Origin of the sequence: Ensifer sp. LC384 (genome assembly GCF_001695865.1) — a bacterium.
Taxonomy (GTDB): Bacteria; Pseudomonadota; Alphaproteobacteria; order Rhizobiales; family Rhizobiaceae; genus Ensifer.
This window is the reverse complement of record NZ_MBST01000008.1, coordinates 171,747-194,832: the sequence shown is the minus strand read 5'-3', so window position 1 is coordinate 194,832 and position 23,086 is coordinate 171,747. Positions and strand designations below refer to the sequence as shown.

Below are 23,086 nucleotides of genomic sequence, written 5' to 3'. Positions count from 1 at the left end.
CTCCCATGATGGTGCCAGCCATGCTCTCCAGGCCGGAAATCCTGCTGCAAGTCGCCGATATCGAGGCGCTGACTGCGCGAGTCTCGGCCTACAGGTTGGTCTCCCCTTCTGGCGAGCACCTGCCGGCCTGGGACGCGGGCGCTCATCTCAACTTCCACCTGCCAAGCGGCCGCTCGCGTTGTTACTCGCTGTGTGGCGACCCCGCCCGGACGTCCGAATACTGGATCGCCGTCCAGCGCGAGGAACAGGGCGAAGGCGGCTCGCTGGAGGTGGCCAGAACTTTTGCGCGCGGGGTCGTGGTGCGCGCCGACCGGCCGCGCAACGGTTTTGCGCTGGCCGAAGATGCCCGGCGTCATGTCCTGATCGCCGGCGGCATCGGTATCACGCCGATCATCGCGATGATCCATCATCTGCGGCAGGCCGAGGCGGATTATTTCGCCCATGTCTGTGCGCGCGCTCTCGAAGAAACAGCGTTCCGCGCGTTCGTTCTCGACGAAGTCGCCGCCGGCCGCGCAGCGCTCCATCACGACGGCAACGATCCCGCCCGCCGTCCCAACATGGCCGCACTGGTCGGCGAGGCTGCCGCCGGAGCCCATGTCTATGCCTGCGGCCCGGCAGGGTTCCTCAAGGCATTTGGCAAGGCGACCGAAAGCTGGCCGCGTCATCAGATACATGTCGAAAGTTTCGTCCCCAACGAGCGCCTGGGCGACGGCGACCAAGGGTTCGAGGTCGAGATAGCCTCGAGCCGCGAGGTCATTGCAGTGCCGGCCGACAAGACGCTGCTCGCAGCGCTGGCCGAGCGCGGACATGGTATCGCGACGAGCTGCCGGCAGGGGATCTGCGGCTCCTGCATGGTGCGCTACCTCGACGGCATTCCCGATCATCGCGACGAGGCACTCTCCGAAGTCGAACGGCAGGAATACCTCACTGCCTGCTGCTCACGCGCGCTTTCACCAAGGCTCGTCCTCGACCTCTGACGAATTTGCGTTGCGCCGGCGGGAGGCCGTCTCAACGGGCAAACAAACCGGCAATCTCTCGCTGTCGTAAGCTCAATCCGGAAAGGCCGAAAATGTCTAGCAAAGTTCCCGCGCACGCCCGCATCGTCATCGTCGGCGGCGGCGCCATCGGCACCAGTATCGCCTACCATCTTGCCCAAGCGGGAGAGAAGGATGTGCTCCTCCTCGAAAAAACCGCGCTGACCGCAGGCTCCACCTGGCATGCCGCCGGGCTGATGGGGCAGCTGCGCAGCAAGGTCAACCTCACCCGCCTGATGCAGTACAGCGCCGACCTCTGCGCCCGGATCGGCGCCGAGACCGGCCAGGACGTTGGCTGGAAGAACGTCGGCAGCCTCAGGCTTGCCGCCTCCGACGCGCGCTGGGAGGAACTGAAGCGCGCCCATACGGCCGCCAAGAGCTACGGCTTCGACATGGAACTGATCGGCCCCGATGAGATCAGGCGGCTGTTCCCGCTCATCGACACCAAGGGGCTACGCGGTGCGACCTGGATCGCCTCGGACGGCCATGTCGATCCCTATTCGTTGACCCATGCCTATGCCAAGGGTGCGCGCGCCGGCGGTGTGCGCATCGTCGAGGGGGTCACCGTCACCGGTTTCACTATCAAAGACCGCCGCATCACCGCCGTGAAGACGAGTGAAGGCGAGATCGGTTGCGAGATCGTCGTCAACGCTGCGGGCCTCTGGGCGCGCCAGCTCGGCGAACTCGCAGGCATCGATCTACCGATCACCGTGGTCGAGCACGAATACTTCGTCACCGAGAAATCGCCCTTGGTGCCGGACGACCTGCCGACGCTGCGCGACCCCGACGCCAATTTCTACGTCAAGCCCGAGCCGGGCGCGATGGCGATCGGCGGCTGGGAGAAGGAGACGCGCGCCGCCTACGGCCTCGGTAAGTTGCCGATGAGCTTCGGCCAGGAGCTGTTCGCCGACGACCTCGAGCGCATCGCCGAAGTGATCGAAGGCGCCTCGAACCGCATTCCGATGCTCGGCGAACTCGGCGTGCGCTCGGTGGTCAACGGCCCGATCCCGATCTCCGCCGACGGCGAGCCGGTCATGGGCCTTGCCGGCGACTTCGAGAACTTCTTCGTCGCCTGCGGCTTCACTTCCGGAATCGCAGCCTCGGGCGGCGCCGGCCGCGCCATGGCCAACTGGATCCTGGAAGGCGATCCTGGCATGGACCTCTGGGCCTTCGACCTTCGCCGCTTCGGGGGGCCGCACGGCGGACTTGCCTATCTGCGCGACAGCGCCATCGAAGCCTATTCGAAATATTACGCCATCGCCTGGCCGGAAGAGGAACGCTCGGCCTGCAGGCCGCTGCGCCGCTCACCGCTTTATGAGACCCTCACGGCCAAAGGCGCCGTCAACGGCGTAAAGTTCGGCTGGGAGAGACCCAACTATTTCCTGCAATCCGGCGAAGCAAAACCGCCGCTTGAAACCTTCGAGCGCGCACCTTACGCCGAGGTCATCGGCCGCGAGCACAGTGCCGTGCGCCAGCGTGTGGCGCTGGTCGACCAATCGTCCTTCTCCAAATTCGAGGTGACGGGCCCGGGTGCGCTTCGTTACCTGCAGTGGCTGGCGGCCGCCAATGTCGACCGCAGTGAGAACGCCGTGATCTACACGCAACTGCTCAACAGGCGCGGCGGCATTGAGGCCGACCTCACCATCATGCGGCGACGCGAGGATGTCTTCCATGTCGTCACCGGCTCGGCCTTCGGCACGCGCGACGGCGGCTGGATCCGCAGCCACATGCCGCGCGACGGTTCGGTTCAGGTGCAGGAGGTGACCGGCGCCTACGGCGTCATCAACCTGTGCGGCCCGCTTTCGCGCGACGTCCTTGCCAAGGTGAGCGAGGATGACGTCGGCAACCACGCCTTCCCCTACATGACGTGTCGCGACATCCGTATCGGCTGGGCGCCGGTCATGGCCGCGCGCGTCACCTATGTCGGCGAGCTCGGATGGGAGCTACATGTGCCGACCGAATACATGGCTTACGTCTACGAGCTGTTGAAAGAGGCGGGAGCCGCGTTCGACATCGCCGACGTCGGTTACAAGGCAATCTCCAGTCTGCGCATGGAAAAGCGCTACCTCTATTGGGGCGCCGACATCACTCCCGACGACTCGCCCCTGGAGGCGGGACTGGGCTTTGCCGTGTCGATGAAGAAGGGCGATTTCCACGGTCGCGACGCGATCGCCGCGCAGAAGGAGGGGGGCATCGTCCGCAAACTCGCTTGCTTCCGGCTCGATGAGCCTCTGCCGGTATATGGCGGTGAAGCGATGTCGGTGGACGGCCGCGTCGTCGGCATGACCACCAGCGGCGATTTCGGCCACACCGTCGGCGCTTCGCTCGTGTTCGGATATCTCAAGGGGGAGGACATGGCGCTCAGTGAAATCGAAGTAGAGGCGTTCGGCCGCCGCAGCAGAGCAAGGGCCGTCGAGCGCTGCGCCTATGACCCTTCCGGCGAGCGTATCCGCATCTAGCTTCGTCGCAAACGAACCAGTTTCCACAAATTGCAACATTTCTTTGCCCTGGCGAATGATGTTGCCGCATGTCCGACTCGCAAAACCTCGGGCGCTCGCGCCGCGCCGCCACGACGAAATACTAAGGCGCGTCGCGACCGACGGCTCCGTGAGCATCACGGAGCTGGCAACATTCTTCGACGTGTCGCGGGAGACGAAACAATGAAGAGCTACACCAGCGTCAAGACCTATTCGCTGCCATGGCCCTCAACGAGAACGTTACATCATAATCGCGAGGGCGCCGCCTCGGCGCCCTTGCTCCCGTCCATCGGGATCTCCAAGAAAAGTCCGTGCACTTGCACCTATCCCAATGCGCTCGACTTGGCGGCTGATCTTTCACCGCTCCACCCCTCCTGCCCCGGGTTTGGCCCATGTCAACCTTTGCGCTTACCATTGTGCTTGTCGCGGCTTTCCTACATGCGAGTTGGAATGCCTTGGTCAAGGCGGCGACAGACCGCGCCGTCGTGCTTGCGGCGGTTTCCGCCATGCACACCGTGCTCGGCGCGGCACTCGTACTTATTGCCGAGCCGCCGGCGCCAGCCAGTTGGATCTGCATCTTCCTGTCGACGGTCATCCACTACGGCTACTACGTTTTCCTCTTCCACTCCTACCGGATCGGTGACCTGTCGCAGGTCTATCCGATCTCCCGCGGACTCGCACCGGCGCTCGTGGCCGCCAGCTCATTCCTCCTGATTGGCGAGAACCTTTCGCCCACGGGCTGGGCCGGCCTGGCGGCAATTTCGGCCGGCATAGGGTATCTCGCGATCCAGAGGGGAGCCGCCGGGGCCGATCCACGGGCAGTCGGCGTGGCGGCAATCAACGGCCTGCTGATCGCCGCCTATTCGGTGGTCGACGGCATCGGCGTGAGGCTGAGTGGCAATCCCTTCGGCTATATGGGTTGGCTCTTCCTGCTGGAGCTGCCGGTGTCACTCTGCGTATTCGCCCGCAAATGGCGCGGCTCGGCCACCATAGAGAGCCGCACCGTTGCGCTCGGCCTCGTTGGCGGCGTCGGAGCCGTCACCGCCTATGGCCTCGTCATCTATGCCAAGACGGTCGCTCCGCTCGGAGCGGTATCGGCGGTGCGAGAATCGAGCGTAATCATCGCGGCACTGATCGGGCTTTCCATCTTCGGCGAGAGGCCATGGCTCGGACGAATCGTCTGTGCAGCGATCGTCGCCGGCGGTGTCGTCACCCTCGCGTTTTCTGCATGACGTACGTCCGGACACGCTGCAGAAAGTATAAATTCTACCTTCCATGTTATAAAAATAATAGATTTTACTTATTGACTGCCGGTTTCCAGTATCAAGTCGGACGAGGCGTAATTCCAGGCATCTGCTATGCTCAAATGCCAGTTGAAGCCTCTCCCAAATGCATCGCGCTTAAAGCCGAAAAAGGGGAGCAGATACAAATGCATCAGCAGAAATCTGTCGTACTTGCCGCCTTCGCCGCAACGCTAATGTCGACGGCTGCATTGGCCGAGAATCAGCTAACGGTCTACACTGCCATCGAGGCCGAGGACCTCAAGCGCTACGCCGAAACGTTTAATCAGGACCATCCCGACATCAAGCTCAACTTCGTCAGGGATTCCACCGGCGTCATCACTGCCAAGCTTCTCGCCGAAAAAGACAATCCGCAGGCCGACGTTCTCTGGGGGCTCGCCGCCACCTCGCTCCTCGTCCTGAAGGCCGAAGGCATGCTCGAGCCTTACGCGCCGAAGGGCGCCGAGCTTCTCAAGCCGAAGTTCATCGACAAGGACACGCCGCCAAGCTGGGTCGGCATGGATGCCTGGGCGGCCTCCATCTGTTTCAATACCGTCGAGGGACAAAAGCTTGGCCTGACCGCACCGAAGAGCTGGAAGGATCTCGCGAAGCCGGAGTATAAGGGCCATGTGGTAATGCCCAATCCAGCCTCGTCCGGTACCGGCTACCTCGACGTTTCGAGCTGGCTGCAACTCTTCGGCGAGCAGCGCGGCTGGGCCTACATGGACGAGCTCCACCGGAACATCGCCACCTACACGCACTCCGGCTCCAAACCGTGCAAGATGGCGGCGGCCGGCGAAGTTCCGATCGGCATTTCCTTCGAGTTCCGGGCGGCCAAGTCGAAGGCGGAAGGCGCGCCTCTCGACATCATCATTCCCGAAGAAGGCATTGGCTGGGACATGGAAGCCTCTGCGATCGTCGCCGGCACTGCCAACGAAGAGGCGGCCAAGACGCTCCTCGACTGGTCCGTCAGCAAGAAAGCCAACGAGATGTACAACGTCGGCTACGCCGTTGTGGCGATGCCGGGCGTCGCCAAGCCAGTTCCGCACCTGCCCGCCGACATCGAAGACAAGATGATCGACAACGACTTCGAGTGGGCTGCCAACAATCGCAAGGCGATCCTCGAGGAATGGCAGAAGCGCTACGACAGCAAGTCCGAGCCGAAGGGTTGACACAGTCGACCAGGTGGCGGGGCGTCGTCGCTGTCGGCGCCCCGCCGCGCGCTGAACGCACCCGATCGCCCCAGAAACCGGAGAGCGCCACCAAGATCGGGGCCGAACGCGCTTACCTCAGAATAAACAAGGCCTGGAAAGGCCTCGGCAGTTTCAGAGGCTGAAGAACATCTCGCTTGAAATGAAGGAGCGCGACTTCATCTGCGCCCCTCGGCCCTTTCGGCTGCAAGATCAGCGCTTCTCAGAGCGTTTGCGGGATTCGATGCGCAGGCCGAGACAACCGCCTTCCCGGCGCGATTGCCGCATCGTCTTTCAGCCCTAGGCATATCCGAAGACTGGAATTGAACTGACAGCAACATGAGACAGGAAATCGCCACATCTAAAGAGCGCACATGGACGCCCTTGCCCGCACGAAAACGCTGGGGCCGGACGGCACAGGGAGAAGGCCGATGACGACTGAAACGAACACCCAGCCAAATCCTCGCGAAACCCAATCGTCGCTCGCTGCTCAACTAGCGGAACGCGCGACACGCATCGTGGATCTCATGCGGTCGATCAATGACATCGCCCGATTGAATGCCGGTATCCGCTCCTTGCTACCCGATCCGACATCGCCACCACAGGGCGTTGCCGGATCGTTCGCCCGCCTCAGGCAGAGGATTGGCCAAGGCGTCGATCGTTGGAGGCTGACCGAGAACGACGGGAACGGTCTCACCCCCCCGGCGCGGAGGAGTTTCTGGCCGTTAGACGGTCTTTGATCCACCTGACTTGGCGCGGTCGCAAGGAGATCATCGCCGCGGCCGCGCAGAAGCACTACGCCGAGTCCGAAGGCGGCCCGATCACGATCGGATTGGATTTGGGCCAAGTCGGTCTTCCAGGTTCACGCCGTCACTGGAGACGGACATGTTGCTGTCCGACGTACGTTGCGGCGATCGCAGGTGCTGGAGTTCTTTCGAGGCCTCGGTCCCTGTCTGGTCGGCCTCGAGGCTTGCGGGAGTGCGCATCACTGGGCGAACGCGATCAGCGAAATTGGCCATACCGTGAGGTTGATGCCGCCCGCCTATGTGAAGGCCTATGTCAAACGTAACAAGACCGACGCAGCGGATGCTGAGGCGATCTGCGAGGCCGTAACGCGCCCGACGATGCGCTTTGTGCCCATCAAATCGGCTGAGGAGCAAGCTGCTGGTATGGTCTTAAAGACCCGAGAGTTATTCGTGCGCCAGCGAAGCCAGACGGCGAACGCCATGCGTGCCCACATGGCTGAGCTCGGGATCATCGCCGCGACCGGCATGACCTGCATTGCCAAGCTCGTTGCCATACTGCGCGACGACCAAGACAGGCGTCTACCAGCTCCGGCTCGCGCCGCGCTTCTCGAGATGGCCGAGCAAATTGAAACGCTCACAGAAAGGATCGAGATGCTCGACACCAAAATTGTCGCGGCGGTGAAGGTCGATGATGCGGCCCGCCGCCTGACGACCATTCCCGGTGTTGGTCCTATCATCGCTGCGACCGTCCGGGCCGCCGTCCAAGATCCCGCAGCCTTCCGAACCGGGCGGGATCTGGCCGCCTGGATAGGTATCACACCGCGAGCGAACTCGAGCGGCGGCAAGGAGCGGCTCGGCAAAATATCCAAGCGAGGCAATAAGCAGTTGCGAACTCTGCTCATTGTCGGTGCTACGTCTATCCTGAAGTAGGCTCGCAGAGGCGTAAAGTTACCTGCCTGGATCGGGTCCCTGATGGCACGACAACCCTACAAGGTCGCCGCCGTGGCGCTAGCCAACAAGATGGCGCGCACAATATGGGCCCTTCTCGTCAAGGGTGGCACCTACCAACCACCGTCGACTACGCCGACGGCGTAGAAACAGAATTCCCAGGGCCTCGGCGCTGGGATAAAGCAGCAAGGTGCGAAAGCGTGATGAACCCGAGGGGCGACACCTCGATGCCGATCAGACCGTCTGACTCACTGTGCCTTTGAGCGCGCAAAATTGATTAGGCGATCGGCATCGCGGATCTCATCGTGGCCAGCGGTCGATGACCGCGCTGACAGGCCGGACATATGACTGCACCGTCCGACGGAGAATTACGCGACGACAACCTTGCTAACCGGGCCGTTCCACATATGAGTCAGAGCCAAAATTGGACGCCGATATGGGGTGATTTTTGGACGCCGATTGACATCTCGACGCAGTCGCGTCAGACGGGCATTCTTGTGGATGTTCATTCGGACCCTCCCATGAGTGCTGAAGCTTGGTAACTCCAGTCTCCTCGGTTCGGTCCGAATGGACAACCTACTGAAGGCTCACACCTAGGCGACAACGATTTGCGTTCCGCCCCCCTTCAGCGCCTCAGCGAGGGCCGGGGGCGGCGCATCATCGGTGACAAGCCTGTCGATCCTGGCCCAGGGAGCAACTTCGAAAATGCCGCGTTTGCCGAATTTCGAGGCGTCTGCCAGCACCGTGACAGAATCGACCCGCTCGATCATCGCCTGCGCGACCTCCGTTACCTGCGCATCGAAATCCATCACCGCATTCTCGTCGACCGCACCGACCGTGAGGAAGGCATGGCGGGCGCGGAACTTGCGGATCTGCTCGACCGCGAACTGGCCGAGCGATTCCCCCGCATCCGCGCCATAAGCACCGCCAATCAGGAAAACCTTGTGATCCGGATTTGCCGACAGAGTGGCAGCAATCCGCCAGGAGTTCGTTACAACGACAAGTGCTGGAAGATCCACCAGCGCCTCGGCGAGGATCAGTGTGGTCGTTCCCGTGTCGATGAAAACGGCATCACCCGGCGCAAGCAGGCTGGCCGCGGCATGGGCAATCTTGCGCTTGGCGGGTAGATTTTCCGCCATGCGCAATGCGAAGGGGCCCTCCACAGCCGGCTCGACCGAAGTGTTGGAACGCACGCGGGCACCGCCGTGAAACTTCTTCAGACGTCCCATCGCATCGAGATTGGCAAGGTCGCGTCGGATCGTTTCGCGCGACGCACCGAGCGTCTGCGCGAGGTCATCGACGCTGACTTCGCCCGCCTTATGCACGAGTTTCACAATTTTTTCGTGGCGATCCGCGGGCCTCACGGCGCCTCCTTCCGATGACGATTTCGAGCAGAAATCCACTCTATTTCCAGAATCTCTCTCCTTGTACCGTGCAATTCGGTCAAGTCAACGACCGAAACATGCCCGTTCAGTCATCACATCGAATTCTACTCGCCGCGGCCAGTGGCCAGTGGAAGGCCTCTCAGGCCCTATCCTGGCGGCCCTTCACTTGCCGGCGCGCTTTACATTCGGTCATTTAGTTTATACCGTTCAGTCATTAAATGACCGAACGGGAGACGATGTTTTGCCTATCCAGTCGCCGACTGCCGACCCTTTCGACGTTGCCATCATTGGCGCGGGCGTCGTCGGCTGCGCGGTCGCCCGCCGGTTTGCGCTTGCAGGGGCAAAGGTGGTGCTTCTCGAAAAGGGCCCTGACATCCTATCGGGAGCGTCCAAGGCCAACAGCGCCATCCTCCACACGGGCTTCGACGCACCGCCGAACAGCCTTGAGCTGGAACTGGTTCGAGCCGGTCGGCAGGAATATCTCGAGATAAAAGACAGCCTGAACCTGCCGCTGGTAACGACGGGAGCCTTCGTCTGCGCCTGGAACGCGCAGGAGGCGGACAAGCTGGAGGCGATCGCCAGCCAGGCGCGCGACAACGGCACGGCTGATGTCTCGCTGTTCACGGGCCAGGAGGCACGGAGCGCCATGCCCTCGCTCTCCGAGCGTCTTGCCGCCGCGCTGGAGGTGCCGGGCGAACACGTCATCGACCCTTGGTCAGCGCCTCTTGCCTATCTCACCCAGGCGATCGCGCTTCGCGCGCGGTTCGTGCGCGGCGCCGAACTCCTCAAGGGGACGTTCGATGACGCCTGGCGGCTCGACACAACTGCGGGCGAGATCGTCGCCGACACCGTGATCAACACAGCCGGGCTTTATGGCGACCTCGTCGATGACCGCCTCGGCCTCGGCGCCGGCTTCCGCATCAAGCCGCGCAAGGGTCAGTTCGTCGTGCTCGACAAGGCGGCCTGTCGTCATGTTCCCCGCATCATCCTGCCCGTGCCGACAGAGATCACCAAGGGCATCGTCGTCTGTCCGACCGCCTTCGGCAACGTGCTCGTCGGTCCGACGGCGGAAGAACAGGAAGACCGGGTGCGCGCCACGGTCGAAACCGAAACGCTCGAAACGCTTGTCCGCCGCGCGGCAGAGATCGTTCCCGCCCTTGCCGACATTCCCGTCACCGCCGTCTATGCCGGGCTTCGGCCGGCGAGCGAAGAAAAGGGCTACCGGGTCTTCGTGCGGCCTGAAAGGCGGGCGATCACGCTCGGCGGCATCCGTTCCACCGGCCTCAGCTCGGCGCTTGGCCTTGCCCAGCATGCCTTGAAGCTTCATGCCGGCTTTGCCGGCGGCTATCGCCCGCCGGAAAACATACCGGCTATCGCGACGCCAAATCTCGCCGAATGCCGCGAACGCGACTGGCAACGCCCTGACCACGGCGAGATCGTCTGTCACTGCGAATTGGTCACGCGTCGGGAAATCGAGGCGACGTTCGAAAGCGCGGTGCCCCCCGGCGATTTCGGCGGGCTTCGCCGGCGCACGCGCGCCGGCATGGGCAGCTGTCAGGGGTTCTACTGCAACGCGCGCCTGGCGGAGATGACCAAGGGCAAGCTCGCCACACCGCTGGCCGTCGAGAAGGAGGGCAAGCAATGAGCGCGTTCGACGCAGATGTCCTCGTCGTCGGCGGCGGGCCTTCCGGCGTAGCGGCGGCAATCGAGCTTCGCCGGCGGGGCACGAAACGCGTCGTCCTGCTCGATCGCGAACCGGCACTCGGCGGCGCCACGCGCCACTGCAGCCATTCGCCCTTCGGCATGATCGAATTCGGACGGGTCTATTTCGGCGCCGCCTACGGCCGCAAGCTGACGCGGGAAGCGGAAAAGGCTGGCATCGAGGTCCGCACGGGCCACTCCGTGGTCGAGCTTGCAGACGACGGCTCGCTCCTCGTCGCCTCCGGGCGCGGTCTCGAGCGGCTCACAGCGCAGCGCGTGGTCGTCACCACCGGCGCGCGGGAAAAGCCGCGCTCCGCCCGACTGATTTCCGGCGACCGGCCGATCGGCGTCGTCACCACGGGCACGTTGCAGTCCTATCTCGCCTTTCACGGGTTGCTGCCGTTCCAGCGACCGCTGATCGTCGGCTCGGAGCTCGTCTCGCTCTCGGCGGTGCTGACCTGCCTGACGCATGGCGCAAGGCCCGTTGCGATGATCGAGCCGCGCGCCCATGCGGTAGCCCGTGCACCACTCACCTGGTTCCCGACGGTGATGGGCATCCCCTTTCACCGTGGCGCCGACCTCGTCGACATCATCGGGCGCACCCGCGTCGAAGCCGTGACCATCCGCAAGCATGGCGCAACCGAGACGCTCGCGTGCGACGGCGTCCTGCTCACGGGCCAGTTCACGCCGGAATCCGCGCTGTTCCTCCAGTCGTCGATGGGCGTCGACCAAGGCAGCGCCGGACCGGTCGTCGATCAGTACGGCCGCTCGCTCAACCCGCGCTATTTTGCGGCCGGCAATGTGTTGCGCGCGGTCGAGACCGGCGGCTGGGCGTATCGCGAGGGCCGCGCCATCGCGAAAGCCGTCGCCGACGATCTTCGGCGCGAGCCCGATGCCGGCGCGGCGGTGCCCGTCACCTTCGACGCGCCGATCAAGCTCGTCGTGCCAAACATCCTGCGCCGAGCATCGGCGCCCTCGCCGGCCTTCCGGCACTTCCAACTGCGCGTGTTGCAGCGCGTGCGCGGCCGGCTCTCGCTCGAAGTCGATGGGCAGGCGGTCTGGCAGGCGGGCGGCACCTGGATGCCCGAGCGGCGGGTGCTCGTGCCCATTCCGCCGGCAGCACCGCAGGCGCAGCACGTCCATTTTCGTTTCAGGGAGGAAGAGTAAATGCGGGTTGCCGCCATAGACCAGGGCACAACGTCCACCCGTTGCCTCGTCATCGAGGACGGGGGCGGGTGGAGCGTCGCCGGTACGCGCCGTCACGCTCAGCATCATCCGGCGCCGGGCTGGGTGGAGCACGACCCGGAGGAGCTGCTGCGCAATATCGAAGCCGTGCTGGCAAGCGCGGGCGCTGTCGATGCCATAGGCATCTCCAACCAGGGCGAAAGCTGCCTCGCCTGGGACGGCGAGACCGGCAAGCCGCTGTCGCCCGTCATCGTCTGGCAGGATTCGCGCACGACAGCCAATCTCGCCGCGCTGCCGCCGGCGGCGGAGGTACGGTCGAAAGCCGTCTGCGGCCTGCCGCTCGATCCATATTTTTCCGCAAGCAAGCTCGCCTGGCTGGTCAAGCACCTACCCGCCGTCGGCGCTGCCCTTGAGGCCGGCCGCCTGCGGCTCGGCACGACGGACGCCTTTTTTCTCGACCGGCTGTGCGGCACCTTCCGCACCGATCTGGCCACGGCCTCACGTACCGGCCTGCTCGATCTTTCAACCGGCAACTGGAGCGAGGAGATGTGTACGCTGCACGGCGTCCCGCGCCAGTGCCTGCCGGAGATTGCCGTCGTCGATGCCGGCTTCGGGCAGATCGACGGAACGCCGGTCAAAGTGTCGATCGTCGACCAGCAGGCGGCCCTCTTCGGCCATGATTGCCGTAAACCCGGCGATTGCAAGATCACCTTCGGCACCGGCGCCTTCCTGCTAGCGATCGTAGGCGAACGGCGCCCGCCTCAATCCGATCTGCTGCCGACCATTGCTTGGCACCGCCGGGGCGAAGGGCCGACATTCGCGATCGAAGGCGGCGTCTATGATGCCGGCTCGGCGCTCGAATGGGCGCGCAACATCGGCCTGTTCTCGGCAATGGAGGAACTCGGCAGTTTCGAAGGGCCTTCGGCCCTCGGCCGCGGCATCGTGTTCGTGCCCGCCCTTTCCGGTCTTGCCGCTCCCTATTGGGATCGCCAGGCCGCACCGCTCTTCATCGGCATGGACCACGCGACAGACCGGCGCGACCTCGTGCGCGCGGTGCTCGAAGGAATCGCAATGCTGACGGTCGGCCTCATCGAGGCGGCCGCGAAGGTGGGCGAACTGGGGCCGAGCATCTCCATCGACGGCGGCCTTTCGCAGAGCGCCTATTTCGCCCAATTTCTCGCCTCGGCGAGCAACCGCTCGATCACGGTGGCGCCCATGCACGAGCTGACGGCCCTCGGCCTTGCAGAACTCTGCGGGGTCGATGTCAGGGGTGCGCGCACCGCGGCGAGGACGTTCCGGCCGGACGGCACGGTCGGTGCTGACGATCATCTGCGCTTTGCCCGCGCCATCGAACGGGCACGGGCCTGGCGGCATTAACGCCGTCGCCACGCCACAAGAACAACATGGAGTTTTACATGCGAAAAATCTTTCTCGCATGCCCCTACGGGCATACGGACAAAGCCGTCGTGGAGCGGCGCTTCGACATCTCGAACGCGGTGGCTGCCCGCATCGTGCGCAACGGCGCCACCGTCTTCAGCCAAGTGTCGATGTCCCATCCGATCAACGCGCATCTCGCCCATCTCGACAAGGCGGCGATCGGCGCGCTCTGGGCCCCCGTCGACGCCGTGTTCATGGACGCGATGGAGGAATTGATCGTCATCGACGAGCCCGGCTGGAAGGAAAGCGCCGGTGTCGCACGCGAGATCGAGTTCTTCAAGGAGCGCAACCGCCGCGTCAGCCTCTGGAGCGAGGCGCAGAGCGATTTTCCGGCGTGACCTGAAATCAACAAACCTGAAACAGGAGGGGAACTATGAACAGCAATACCCAAGCGCGGCCCGCGTCCGGGCCGTCTTCCCATCATGCAAGCCAGCACGACAGGCTGAAGCGCGACGTCACGGCATTCCAATCCTTCGCCGTCGCCTTCGGCTTCGTGTCGATCGCGACCGGCATCTTCACCGCCTATGGCGCGATGCGGTCGACGTCCGGCCCGATGGGCATTTGGACCTGGCCGGTGGTGGTCGTCGGCCAGTTGATGGTCGCCTTCATCCTCGGCTCGCTCGCAGCCCGTATCCCGGTCACAGGCTATGTCTACCAGTGGGCCTCGCGCATCTCCAACCCGGTCTTCGGCTGGATCATGGGCTGGATCAGCTTCACCTTCCTCGCCATCGTCTTGTGCGCGGTGGACTATACGATTGCCTCCACCGTGCTACCGGTCATGTTCGGCTATGAGGGCACCCCCACCAACGCCTGGTGGATCACCAGCCTCGTCATCATCGCTCAGGCCGTCATGATCGCCTTCTCGACGAGGTTCACCCAGCGCTTCAACGCGATCGCGGTCACCATCCAGCTCATCGGCATGATCGGGCTCGTGGTCCTGCTCTTCACCGTCGGCTACATCAACAACGAGCTCGATTTCGCCAACCTCTTCAGCACCGGCAACGTGCCTGGCGACGGCTACTATGCCTTCGGTGAATTGACCAAGGCCGGCCCCTGGATCATGGGAACGCTGCTGGGTGCATTCACGATCGTCGGTTTCGAGTCCGCCGCCAATCTCGCCGAGGAAACACAGGAGCCGGCGCGGGTCGTGCCGAGGGCCATGTGGCAGGCGGTGCTCAGCCTCGGCATCATCGGCATGCTGTTCCTGATCGCCATCACCGCCCTTCTCGGAGATCCCACCACCGTCGGCTCTTCGGCAACCCCCATCGCCGACGTCATCTCCCGCGTTCTTGGTCCCATCGTCGGCAATTTCCTGCTCGTGCTGGTCGTCATATCGATCTTCTCGTGCGGCCTCGTCATCCTGTTGAGCGGTACCCGCCTCGTCTGGGCCATGTCGCGCGATGAGCGTTTCCCCGGCTGGCAGCTGTGGCACAAGATCAGCCCGACGCTGCACACGCCGGTCAATGCGACGATCTTCGTCGCCGCCATCGGCGAAATCATCCTCGCCCTGTTCTCGCAGCAGACAGACGCCCTGTTCTCGCTCTTCTCGGCCGCCACACTGCTTCCGGCGATCATCTATGCCGTGACGGTGCTGATGTATGCCGTCAAGCGCCATCAGCTGCCACCGAGCCAGGGCTTTTCGCTGGGCGCCTGGGAACTGCCGGTGCTCGTCCTCGCCATCGCATGGCTCACCTTCGAGCTTGCGATCTTCCGCGATGCGTCCTTCGCAAAGCCCTGGTCCTACGTCGCCATCATGTTCGCGATCGGCGCGCTGTACCTCGGTTACCTACTGGCCTCACGCGGCGCAAGCGGGCTGAAAATGCCGGAACTGATCGCCATCGACGCGATCCTCGACGCGGACCGCGGCGCCGAACTCGCTTCGACACCTGCGGAATAGATTGAGGGTTGATCGGCCGGGGCCAAATGCCATTGACCGATCACCCGCTTCGAAAAGGGATATGAAAAAACGAAGCGACGCGGGCAGCAGGGTCGCTCGCTTGCGGTCACGCTCCCGTGGAGGAGCATTCATAAAGGACTTTGCCGGTCGACGCGTCGATGCCTGCCAGGCTCACTTCATATCCCCAAAGCCGGCTTATATGCGCGAGAGTCGCGTCTCGATTGCTTTCCTCCAGCAAAATGCCGTTCTTGATCACGTGCTTCAATCGAAGCTGCCGATCTCCCAGCAGGTCGACATCGACCACCTGTATGTCCGGTCTATGGGCCATCGGGTCATAATTCCGAGCGAGCGCGGCACGCACGGCAGAGTAGCCCCGCTCGTCATGGATGGAAGTGACTTCACAAAATTTGTTGGCCGCGCGGTCAGAGAGACGAAACAGGCGGAATTTTCGGATCAGCGCCGGGCTCAGATATTGCAGAATGAAGGACTCGTCGCGGTGGTTCTCCCAGGCGTCGATCAGCGTGCTCATCCAGTTGCCGTTGCCGGCGATGGTGGGGAACCAGTCTCGATCCTCCTCCGTCGGCATGGTGCAGATGCGTTCGATATCCTGCATCATTGCAAAGCCCAGCGCGTAAGGGTTGATGCCGGAGAAGCGGGAATCGTCAAAGCCCGGCTGAAAAACAACATTGGCGTGGCTTGCCAGCAACTCCAACATTGCGCCTTCACTGATCTTGCCCTGATCGAACAGTCTATTGATAATGGAATAGTGGACGAAGGTCGCGCATCCCTCGTTCATCACTTTGGTCTGACCTTGCGGGTAGAAATATTGCGCGATAACGCGAATAATCCTCAAGATTTCGCGCTGCCACGGCTCAAGGATCAGACTGTGCTTCTCGAGGAAGTAGAGCAGGTTCTCCTCGGGTAGGCTAAGCACCTTCTTCCGTTCCAAAGCCTCGCGCTTCGCCTCCTCGATACCGGAACTTCCGGCTGCCGTCGGCAGCGTCCGCCATAAATCGCTATAGGTCTGTTCTTCGTATTCCAGCCGCTCCCGGGCCCGCTCCCTCTCCTTTTCCGATGAGAGCCGGGGGGGACGGCGATAGTGGAATATGCCGTGATCCTGCAGGGCATGCGCCGAATCGAGAATCTCCTCCACCGCGTTGAGACCATGCCGCTCCTCGCATTTGGCGATGTATTTCTTGGCGAAGTCCATGTAGCCGAGGATCGCGCCGGCATCCGTCCACTGGCGGAACAGATAGTTGTTCTTGAAGAAGTGATTGTGGCCGAAGGCCGCATGCGCGGTGACCAGCGTCTGCATCGGCATCGTGTTTTCTTCCATGAGATAGGTGATGCAGGGATTGGAGTTGATCACGAGTTCGTAGGCCAGCCCGCGATAGCCTTTTTGATAGAGTTGGCTTTCGAAAACGAAGCGTTTGCCAAACGACCAGTGCTGATACATCAGCGGCATGCCGACGGACGAATAGGCGTCGAGCATCTGTTCGGAGGAGATGATCTCGATCTGGTTCGGATAAACGTCCAGCCCCATCTCACCGATCGCAATCGCCTCGATCGCATCATAGGCGCGCGAAAGCGTCGCGAAGTTCCATTCGGAACCGTCGAACAGCAGGGTGGAGGCTGGCCGTCTTGCCATTCGATCTTCCCCTCACCTGCGCAGCTGAACGGGTTGATGCCGGGCAAAGAGTTTGCGGAAGACGGGGTAGATGTCGGCGGGCCGTGCAACGCGCGTCATCTGGAAATTCGGTACCGCACTGTCGACCTTGCGGTAGGCGCGCCAGAGCGAGGTGCCGTTGTCCGTCGACCCGAAGATCTCGCTTTCGCGCTCGTCTATGATCTCGACATAGGCGTAATACTGGCACAGACGCATGAGCGATTCCCGCAGAAGCTCGGCGCACCGCTCCGAGTCGCCGTTGGCATTGTCGCCGTCGGAGGCCTGGGCCGCATATATGTTCCAGAGATTGGAGGGATAGCGGTCCTCGATGACCTGCAGCATTTCCTCAAGCGCCGTGGAAACGATCGTGCCGCCGCTCTGCTTGCTGAAAAAAAACGTCTCCTCGTCAACTTCCCGCGCCTCGTCCGTGTGGCGGATGAACACGATGTCGATCCGCTCGTAACGACGCTTGAGAAACAGGTGCAAGAGAACGAAGAAGCGCTTGGCAAGATCCTTCTCGCGCTCACCCATTGAAGCGGAGACGTCCATCAGGCAGAACATCACCGCGCTCGCATTCGGCAAAGGCTGACGTTCGAAACGGTTGAACCGCACGTCGACGGGATCGACATAGGCGATACGCCGCCGCCGCCGTTCGATCACTTCCAGTTCTTCGCGCAGGTGCGAGAGCCTGTGGCGCTGCTGCGGGGATGGCTGCTCCTCCCTTTCCAACGCCGCGATCTCGTCGGCAAGCGCCTGAAATTCCTTCTCGCTCGGGCGACGCAGGGCCATGCGGCGCCCGAAGCTGTTGCGCATCGTTCGTCCGACATTGATGTTGCTGGGCGTGCCCACCGTCGAGAAACCGACGCGATGGGACTTGTAGCTGACGGTTTCCCGCAGGCTCAGCTTCACCATATCCGGAAGCTCCAGATCTTCGAAGAAAAGATCGAGCACTTCCTCGCGCGACAGCGCGAAGAGAAAGTCGTCCGTGTTTTCGCCCCGTCCGGGGCCGGCGCGCCCTCCACCAGCGCCTGTTTCCGGCTTCCTAAGTCGGTCTCCCGGCGAAAAGGTCTCGTTTCCGGGCAGGACATAGTGCCGCTCGCCGCTGGTCCTCGAATGCTGGAAACTGGGCTCGTCCGCACCACGCTTCGGGATCGGAACGCCGTGGGCGGCGTCCACATCGGTGATCCTGTCCGACTTTATCTGATCCCTTATCGTCCGCTTCAATTCCTCATGGACCCGCCTCAAAAAGCGCTGCCTGTTGCCGAGACTCCTGTCCTTAGGGTTAAGCCGGCGATCGATGAAATTCGGCATGTGCCCACCCCCGCTTCCGCATCGTCAACCGGCCTTGTTGACCCGCATGTACCAGTCAACGAGCCGCCGGACCTGACGCTCGGTGTAGCCCCGTTCGGTCATGCGTTCAACGAATTCAGCGTGTTGCTTCTCGGTCGCGCTGTCCTTCTTCGAGCCGAAGCTGATGACCGGTAAAAGGTCCTCGACCTGGCCGAACATGCGCTTCTCGATCACTTCCCGGAGCTTTTCGTAACTTGTCCAGGCGGGGTTGCGCCCGTTGTTCCTGGCGCGGGCACGCAGGGTGAACTTTACGACTTCGTTGCGGAAATCCTTGGGGTTTGCGATCCCGGCAGGCTTTTCGATCTGCGACAGCTCGCTGTCGAGAATCTCGCGATTGAGGATCTGACCCGTATCAGGATCCTTGAAGTCCTGATCTTCGAGCCAGGCATCCGCGTAAGAGATGTAACGGTCGAACAGGTTCTGACCATATTCGCTATAGGATTCGAGATAGGCCTTCTGGATCTCGTGACCGATGAACTCGGCATAACGGGCGGCGAGTTCCGACCGGATGAAATCGAGATAGTTCGCTTCGGCCTCCTTGGGAAACTGCTCGCGCCGGATAGCCTGTTCCAGGATATACATCAGATGAACCGGATCGGCCGCGACCTCCTTGGTGTCGTAGTTGAAGGTCTCCGATAGCACCTTGAAGGCGAAGCGGGTGCTGACGCCGGTCATGCCCTCATCGACGCCCGCGGCATCGCGGTACTCCTGCAGGGACTTCGTCTTGGGATCGGTATCCTTCAGGTTTTCGCCGTCATAGACCCGCATCTTCGTATAGGTCGGAGAGTTCTCGTGCAGGGCAAGGCGCGTCGCCACCGTGAAGCGGCTAAGGTTCTCCAGCACTTCGGGCGCGCAGGGGCTCTCCGCCAGTTCGCTCTCGCGAAGCAGCTTTTCATAGATCAGCCGTTCCTCCGTGACACGCAGGCAATAGGGAACCTTGACGACCAGAATCCGGTCGAGAAAGGCCTCGTTGTTCTTGTTGTGCTTGAACTGCAGCCATTCGGACTCGTTGGAATGGGCAAGTACGATGCCGTGGTAGGGGAAGGCGCCGAAGTTCTCCGTGCCGTTGTAGCTTCCTTCCTGCGTGGCGGTGAGCAGTGGATGCAGAACCTTGATCGGCGCCTTGAACATTTCGACGAATTCGAGCAGCCCTTGCGTGGTCCTGTTGAGCCCGCCGCTAAAGGAATAGGCGTCGGGATCGGCCTGGCTGAAATTCTCGAGCTGGCGGATATCGACCTTGCCGACCAGCGCGGAAATGTCCTGGTTGTTCTCGTCGCCCGGTTCCGTCTTGGCGATGGCGATCTGGCGCAGCCGCGAGGGCATGAGCTTGACGACGCTGAATTTCGAAATGTCGCCGCCGATTTCGTCCAGCCGCTTGGTCGCCCAAGGCGATACCAGGTCGGTGAGCCGCCTCTTCGCAATTCCGTATTTGTCTTCGAGCAGATCTCCCATACGGTCGCGGCTGAACAGGCCAAGGGGCGATTCAAAGACGGGGCTTATCTTGCCGTCGATGGCCAACGTGTAGATCGGCTGCTGCTCCATCAGCTTCTTGAGACGTTCGGCAAGCGACGACTTGCCACCACCCACCGGCCCCAAGAGGTAAAGGATCTGCTTGCGTTCCTCGAGCCCCTGAGCGGCATATCGGAAATATCCGACGATCCGCTCGATTGTATCCTCCATTCCATAGAAGTCCGAGAAGGAGGGGTAGATCTTGATGGTGCGGTTAGCGAAAATCCGGCCGAGGCGCTCATCCGCGCTCGTGTCGATCAACTTCGGCTCGCCGATGGCAGCCACCATGCGCTCCGGCGCCGTCGCATACATGTTCCTGTCGTCGCGGCAGGCGAGGAGATATTCCTGTAGACTTAACTCCTCGTGTGCTCCGCTCGCGTAAATTTTTGAAAAAAGGTCGAAAACATCGCCATCACTAACTCTCATGGAACTCTCCCGCAGTCGCCGGAAGTCACGCGCTTCTCCTACGGCCACATCTTTTCAACGAAATTGAGCCGCGTTTGTTCCCTGTATTTTTTCACAAAAGGGCGCGTGCCCAGCATTTTCTGCCGGAGTGCCTTGGTTTTCTGTATGCCGACGCCCATGCGGGCTTCGACAAGCTCTATGAGAGCAATGTGATCACCGGCAAGATGTGTCTGACCCAGGTGGCGTGTTGGGCCTATGCACGCCGCGATCTCGTAACCAATTCCTTCGGAACCGCTCACCGGCAGCCGAAAGGGCATTGGGTCTGAACTCCGACCGGCAAGAGCGAATTCGCCAAGGCGATCCGCTATATGACCTCCCGATGGAGGGCCCTCACGATTTACACCAAAGACGAGCGCCTACAGCGCCGCGCATCTATTTAGACGCGCAAAGGTCGCTGTAACAGTTTGAGTTGCTGCATAATTTTGTCCTTAAATCGATTCCGATTTAAGGAATTATGCAGTGGAGATGAGCAGGCGGTCACCATCGAAAACCTGGTGGAGCAGAAAAGCTTAGCTTGCAAGGCAGCTATCGAAACTGATCTCGAACTCCAGGTTCTAAAGGCGGGAGGAATGATTCCGCTTGTTATAGCTAGGCCGATCTCAACGGAGCCAACAACACCTGGTAAAAATGTTTTCTCTGACGCACCGGGCTTCCTATCGCGATGAAACGGCAATGCGCGCTTCTTGTCTGCTTTGGCCTTCTGGGGGGCAGCACGCCCGCCCAACTTTCTCCATTCGGCGTCGATCTTGAGCTGGTTCTTGCGGTTGATGTCTCCTACTCAATGGACATCGACGAACAACGAACTCAACGTCAGGGCTATGTGAGTGCATTTCTCCAGCCTGAACTCGTCAATGCAATACGGAGCGGACCTGTCGGCAAAATCGCAGTGACATACGTTGAGTGGGGTGGCTCGGCTGTCCAGATCATACCCTGGACGCTAATCGACGGCCCCAGCACCGCGGGTCAATTCGCAGATGCTCTGCGCCAGCAACCGATGAGGAGGATATCGTTCACCTCGATTTCCAACACGCTGGCGTTTTCACGAAGCCTCTTTCTAATTAACCCGTTCCAGGGAATGCGACGCGTGATCGACATATCGGGAGATGGGCCGAACAACGCCGGTGTGCCGGCGCCCGTTGCCCGTAATTCGACTGTCGCCCAAGGCATCGTGATTGATGGACTGCCCATCATGTTGACGCGCCAGGATTCCGCATCGATTCCGGACCTCGACGCTTATTATGAGAATTGTGTGATCGGTGGAGATGGGGCCTTTCTGTTGAAAGTGTCGGATCCTGGCGACTTTGCGGAGGCTATTCTCAGCAAGCTCATCGTCGAGATACTTGGACCGAGCGTGAGCAACCTGAGGCAGTTCGAGCCACTATTGCAACGCGTCGACGACCGAGCAGACTACAATTGCTTTGTGGGCGAAGAAATGCAGGAGCGCCGCATAGGACAATAGCTCTGTGCGCAGAGATGTCTGCTGAGGTTCAAGAACCGATGTCTCAATCCGCTCGCCTTGACGGGATTCGTACCAAGGTTCTGGTTGCAGAGACCGTTAGATAGACAGTCTCGTTAATTAACAAAAAGACCATTTCGATTAATAATCGCCGAGGCACTCGGCAGCGATCCTGTCGACGATTCAAATGGCAACCCGATTCAAAGCGCGCCTTGGCCATCATACTCGTCACGCAGGCACGCGGATGCGCACTTGGCATCCCTCAATCACAGATTCTCCTTGAGCAGGACCTCAATACGGATTTTTTCCTGTGACGCGATGGGTTCGCGCTCGTCGGTGCGCGCGCGCATGATGCGGATAGCGCTGCGCACTGCGTGCCCGGGGTCCTGTGCGATAATTGTATCGATTTGGTCGTTGCGGAGAGCTTCTTCGCTGAAGGGCGTGCGCTCGTGGACAACAATGACGATCCTTCGCGCGTCAGTATTCTGCCTGATCGCAGTGACAGGCACGCGGCTTTCCGGACTCATGATATACGCCGCTTTGATATCCGGATTATGTTCCAGGACTTGCCGTATGATCGCCGTGGCCCGGCGTTCATCCCCATAAGTCTCAAGCGACGGGAGGTTTGTCAGGCCAGGGAACTGTTGATTAATGATACTGTCAAAGCCGCGACGGCGCTCGATACTGTCCCGCGCCACCATCGTTTCCGCAACGATCATCACCTTGCCGACTTCCCTGCCGAGGAAACGGCCGATAATCTTGCCCGCTGTTGCACCAGCTGCGAAGTTGTCGACACCAACAAAGTCCGCGGTTTCCAACTTTTCCTGCCCGGATAGAAACTGAACCAGGTGAATGCCCCGCAACATCAGCCGGCTGAGCGCGTCGCGGACCTGTGGTGACTCAGGCGCCATGACGGCGACGCCATCCACCGCTTCGTGTTCGATCGAAGCCAGATGGCGTGAAAGCTGATGCGGATCATCCGTTGGAATTTGATCCACGGTTACTTCTGTCAGCTCGGATTTGAGCGTCTGACTGGCCTCCCGGACACATTGTAGCAACTCCAGAAGATATTGATCGCCTTTGCTTGGGAGAACGAAGCGAAAGCGATAGAGCTTGTTGCGGGCCAGGACAACGGCCGCTGGATTGCGAACGAAGCCAATCCTTTCAATGGCTTCGTGCACTTTTTGTGCGGCTTTAGCACTGACATTCGGCCGTTCGTTCAGCACTCGATCAACAGTCGCCAAACTCACTCCGGCTGCTTCCGCCAGGTCTTTCGCCGTCGGTCGCATCATCTTCCTTCACCATCCCCCTGCTGTCGCCACCGCCTCTTCTCCAACAGCGCAAGCAAAAATGCAAGAAA

The 23,086-nt window shown here is 61.5% G+C and carries 17 protein-coding genes and 2 pseudogenes; 13 read left to right on the top strand and 6 right to left on the bottom strand.

Annotated elements, in window-relative coordinates; genetic code table 11:
* Window positions 1-5: 5 nt before the first annotated feature.
* The 7 genes and pseudogenes from BC363_RS09765 to BC363_RS09740 all read left to right on the top strand — a co-directional run bounded on the left by BC363_RS09765 (window position 6) and on the right by BC363_RS09740 (window position 7,822).
* On the top strand, window positions 6-977 hold the full coding sequence (locus tag BC363_RS09765; RefSeq protein ID WP_083223660.1) for a PDR/VanB family oxidoreductase: 972 nt from the start codon (window positions 6-8) through the stop codon (window positions 975-977).
* A 92-nt stretch (window positions 978-1,069) separates the two neighbouring features.
* Window positions 1,070-3,493, top strand: coding sequence for an FAD-dependent oxidoreductase (locus BC363_RS09760; protein WP_065785868.1), 2,424 nt, complete (start codon window positions 1,070-1,072; stop codon window positions 3,491-3,493).
* 58 nt (window positions 3,494-3,551) lie between these two features.
* Window positions 3,552-3,689, top strand: a pseudogene (locus BC363_RS34295) (DeoR family transcriptional regulator); the annotation flags it as partial.
* 214 nt (window positions 3,690-3,903) lie between these two features.
* Window positions 3,904-4,743, top strand: coding sequence for a DMT family transporter (locus BC363_RS09755; protein ID WP_065785869.1), 840 nt, complete (start codon window positions 3,904-3,906; stop codon window positions 4,741-4,743).
* A gap of 197 nt (window positions 4,744-4,940) precedes the next feature.
* Window positions 4,941-5,963: a putative 2-aminoethylphosphonate ABC transporter substrate-binding protein gene (locus tag BC363_RS09750; RefSeq protein WP_065785870.1), complete on the top strand. Its 1,023-nt coding sequence runs from the start codon at window positions 4,941-4,943 to the stop codon at window positions 5,961-5,963.
* Window positions 5,964-6,412: 449 nt separating this feature from the next.
* Window positions 6,413-6,721, top strand: coding sequence for a hypothetical protein (locus BC363_RS09745; RefSeq protein ID WP_065785871.1), 309 nt, complete (start codon window positions 6,413-6,415; stop codon window positions 6,719-6,721).
* Window positions 6,722-6,801: 80 nt separating this feature from the next.
* Window positions 6,802-7,822: pseudogene (locus BC363_RS09740) on the top strand (IS110 family transposase).
* Between the two features lie 446 nt (window positions 7,823-8,268).
* Here BC363_RS09740 and BC363_RS09735 read toward each other — a convergent pair.
* A complete protein-coding gene (locus BC363_RS09735; protein WP_065785896.1) occupies window positions 8,269-9,039 on the bottom strand; it encodes a DeoR/GlpR family DNA-binding transcription regulator in 771 nt (256 codons plus the stop codon).
* A 262-nt stretch (window positions 9,040-9,301) separates the two neighbouring features.
* On the opposite strand from BC363_RS09735, the gene BC363_RS09730 reads away from it, so the two are divergent.
* The 5 genes from BC363_RS09730 to BC363_RS09710 are packed head-to-tail and all read left to right on the top strand — an operon-like array spanning window position 9,302 to window position 15,280.
* Window positions 9,302-10,705 (top strand): NAD(P)/FAD-dependent oxidoreductase, encoded by a 1,404-nt coding sequence (locus BC363_RS09730; protein WP_065785872.1) that lies wholly within the window; start codon window positions 9,302-9,304, stop codon window positions 10,703-10,705.
* A complete protein-coding gene (locus BC363_RS09725; protein ID WP_065785873.1) occupies window positions 10,702-11,928 on the top strand; it encodes an FAD-dependent oxidoreductase in 1,227 nt (408 codons plus the stop codon). Before BC363_RS09730 ends, BC363_RS09725 begins: the two co-directional genes overlap by 4 nt.
* Window positions 11,929-13,323: an FGGY family carbohydrate kinase gene (locus BC363_RS09720; RefSeq protein WP_065785874.1), complete on the top strand. Its 1,395-nt coding sequence runs from the start codon at window positions 11,929-11,931 to the stop codon at window positions 13,321-13,323.
* Between the two features lie 38 nt (window positions 13,324-13,361).
* On the top strand, window positions 13,362-13,721 hold the full coding sequence (locus BC363_RS09715) for a DUF1937 family protein (protein WP_065785875.1): 360 nt from the start codon (window positions 13,362-13,364) through the stop codon (window positions 13,719-13,721).
* Between the two features lie 35 nt (window positions 13,722-13,756).
* Window positions 13,757-15,280: an amino acid permease gene (locus tag BC363_RS09710; protein ID WP_065785876.1), complete on the top strand. Its 1,524-nt coding sequence runs from the start codon at window positions 13,757-13,759 to the stop codon at window positions 15,278-15,280.
* Window positions 15,281-15,386: 106 nt separating this feature from the next.
* Here BC363_RS09710 and BC363_RS09705 read toward each other — a convergent pair whose 3' ends face one another.
* Genes BC363_RS09705 through BC363_RS09690 form a run of 4 tightly spaced genes read right to left on the bottom strand, consistent with a single transcriptional unit; the run spans window position 15,387 to window position 20,527 of the window.
* A complete protein-coding gene (locus tag BC363_RS09705; RefSeq protein WP_065785877.1) occupies window positions 15,387-16,928 on the bottom strand; it encodes a SpoVR family protein in 1,542 nt (513 codons plus the stop codon).
* A 12-nt stretch (window positions 16,929-16,940) separates the two neighbouring features.
* Window positions 16,941-18,257, bottom strand: coding sequence for a YeaH/YhbH family protein (locus BC363_RS09700; protein WP_065785878.1), 1,317 nt, complete (start codon window positions 18,255-18,257; stop codon window positions 16,941-16,943).
* Between the two features lie 24 nt (window positions 18,258-18,281).
* Window positions 18,282-20,231 (bottom strand): PrkA family serine protein kinase, encoded by a 1,950-nt coding sequence (locus BC363_RS09695; RefSeq protein ID WP_065785879.1) that lies wholly within the window; start codon window positions 20,229-20,231, stop codon window positions 18,282-18,284.
* A gap of 38 nt (window positions 20,232-20,269) precedes the next feature.
* The gene (locus tag BC363_RS09690) at window positions 20,270-20,527 is read right to left on the bottom strand and encodes a hypothetical protein (RefSeq protein ID WP_065785880.1); all 258 of its coding nucleotides are present in this window, start codon (window positions 20,525-20,527) and stop codon (window positions 20,270-20,272) included.
* Between the two features lie 404 nt (window positions 20,528-20,931).
* On the opposite strand from BC363_RS09690, the gene BC363_RS09685 reads away from it, so the two are divergent.
* Window positions 20,932-21,729, top strand: a complete 798-nt coding sequence (locus BC363_RS09685; protein WP_065785881.1) for a DUF1194 domain-containing protein — start codon at window positions 20,932-20,934, stop codon at window positions 21,727-21,729.
* Between the two features lie 263 nt (window positions 21,730-21,992).
* Here the strand turns inward: BC363_RS09685 and BC363_RS09680 are convergent, their stop codons facing one another.
* Window positions 21,993-23,015, bottom strand: coding sequence for a LacI family DNA-binding transcriptional regulator (locus tag BC363_RS09680; protein WP_065785882.1), 1,023 nt, complete (start codon window positions 23,013-23,015; stop codon window positions 21,993-21,995).
* Window positions 23,016-23,086 lie beyond the last annotated feature (71 nt).

Coding starts and splice junctions, on each gene's coding strand:
- BC363_RS09765 (WP_083223660.1), top strand. CDS start 6: ATGATGGTGCCAGCCATGCTCTCCAGGCCGGAAATCCTGCTGCAAGTC.
- BC363_RS09760 (WP_065785868.1), top strand. CDS start 1,070: ATGTCTAGCAAAGTTCCCGCGCACGCCCGCATCGTCATCGTCGGCGGC.
- BC363_RS09755 (WP_065785869.1), top strand. CDS start 3,904: ATGTCAACCTTTGCGCTTACCATTGTGCTTGTCGCGGCTTTCCTACAT.
- BC363_RS09750 (WP_065785870.1), top strand. CDS start 4,941: ATGCATCAGCAGAAATCTGTCGTACTTGCCGCCTTCGCCGCAACGCTA.
- BC363_RS09745 (WP_065785871.1), top strand. CDS start 6,413: ATGACGACTGAAACGAACACCCAGCCAAATCCTCGCGAAACCCAATCG.
- BC363_RS09725 (WP_065785873.1), top strand. CDS start 10,702: ATGAGCGCGTTCGACGCAGATGTCCTCGTCGTCGGCGGCGGGCCTTCC.
- BC363_RS09720 (WP_065785874.1), top strand. CDS start 11,929: ATGCGGGTTGCCGCCATAGACCAGGGCACAACGTCCACCCGTTGCCTC.
- BC363_RS09715 (WP_065785875.1), top strand. CDS start 13,362: ATGCGAAAAATCTTTCTCGCATGCCCCTACGGGCATACGGACAAAGCC.
- BC363_RS09710 (WP_065785876.1), top strand. CDS start 13,757: ATGAACAGCAATACCCAAGCGCGGCCCGCGTCCGGGCCGTCTTCCCAT.
- BC363_RS09705 (WP_065785877.1), bottom strand. CDS start 16,928: ATGGCAAGACGGCCAGCCTCCACCCTGCTGTTCGACGGTTCCGAATGG.
- BC363_RS09700 (WP_065785878.1), bottom strand. CDS start 18,257: ATGCCGAATTTCATCGATCGCCGGCTTAACCCTAAGGACAGGAGTCTC.
- BC363_RS09695 (WP_065785879.1), bottom strand. CDS start 20,231: ATGAGAGTTAGTGATGGCGATGTTTTCGACCTTTTTTCAAAAATTTAC.
- BC363_RS09690 (WP_065785880.1), bottom strand. CDS start 20,527: ATGCCCTTTCGGCTGCCGGTGAGCGGTTCCGAAGGAATTGGTTACGAG.
- BC363_RS09685 (WP_065785881.1), top strand. CDS start 20,932: ATGAAACGGCAATGCGCGCTTCTTGTCTGCTTTGGCCTTCTGGGGGGC.
- BC363_RS09680 (WP_065785882.1), bottom strand. CDS start 23,015: ATGCGACCGACGGCGAAAGACCTGGCGGAAGCAGCCGGAGTGAGTTTG.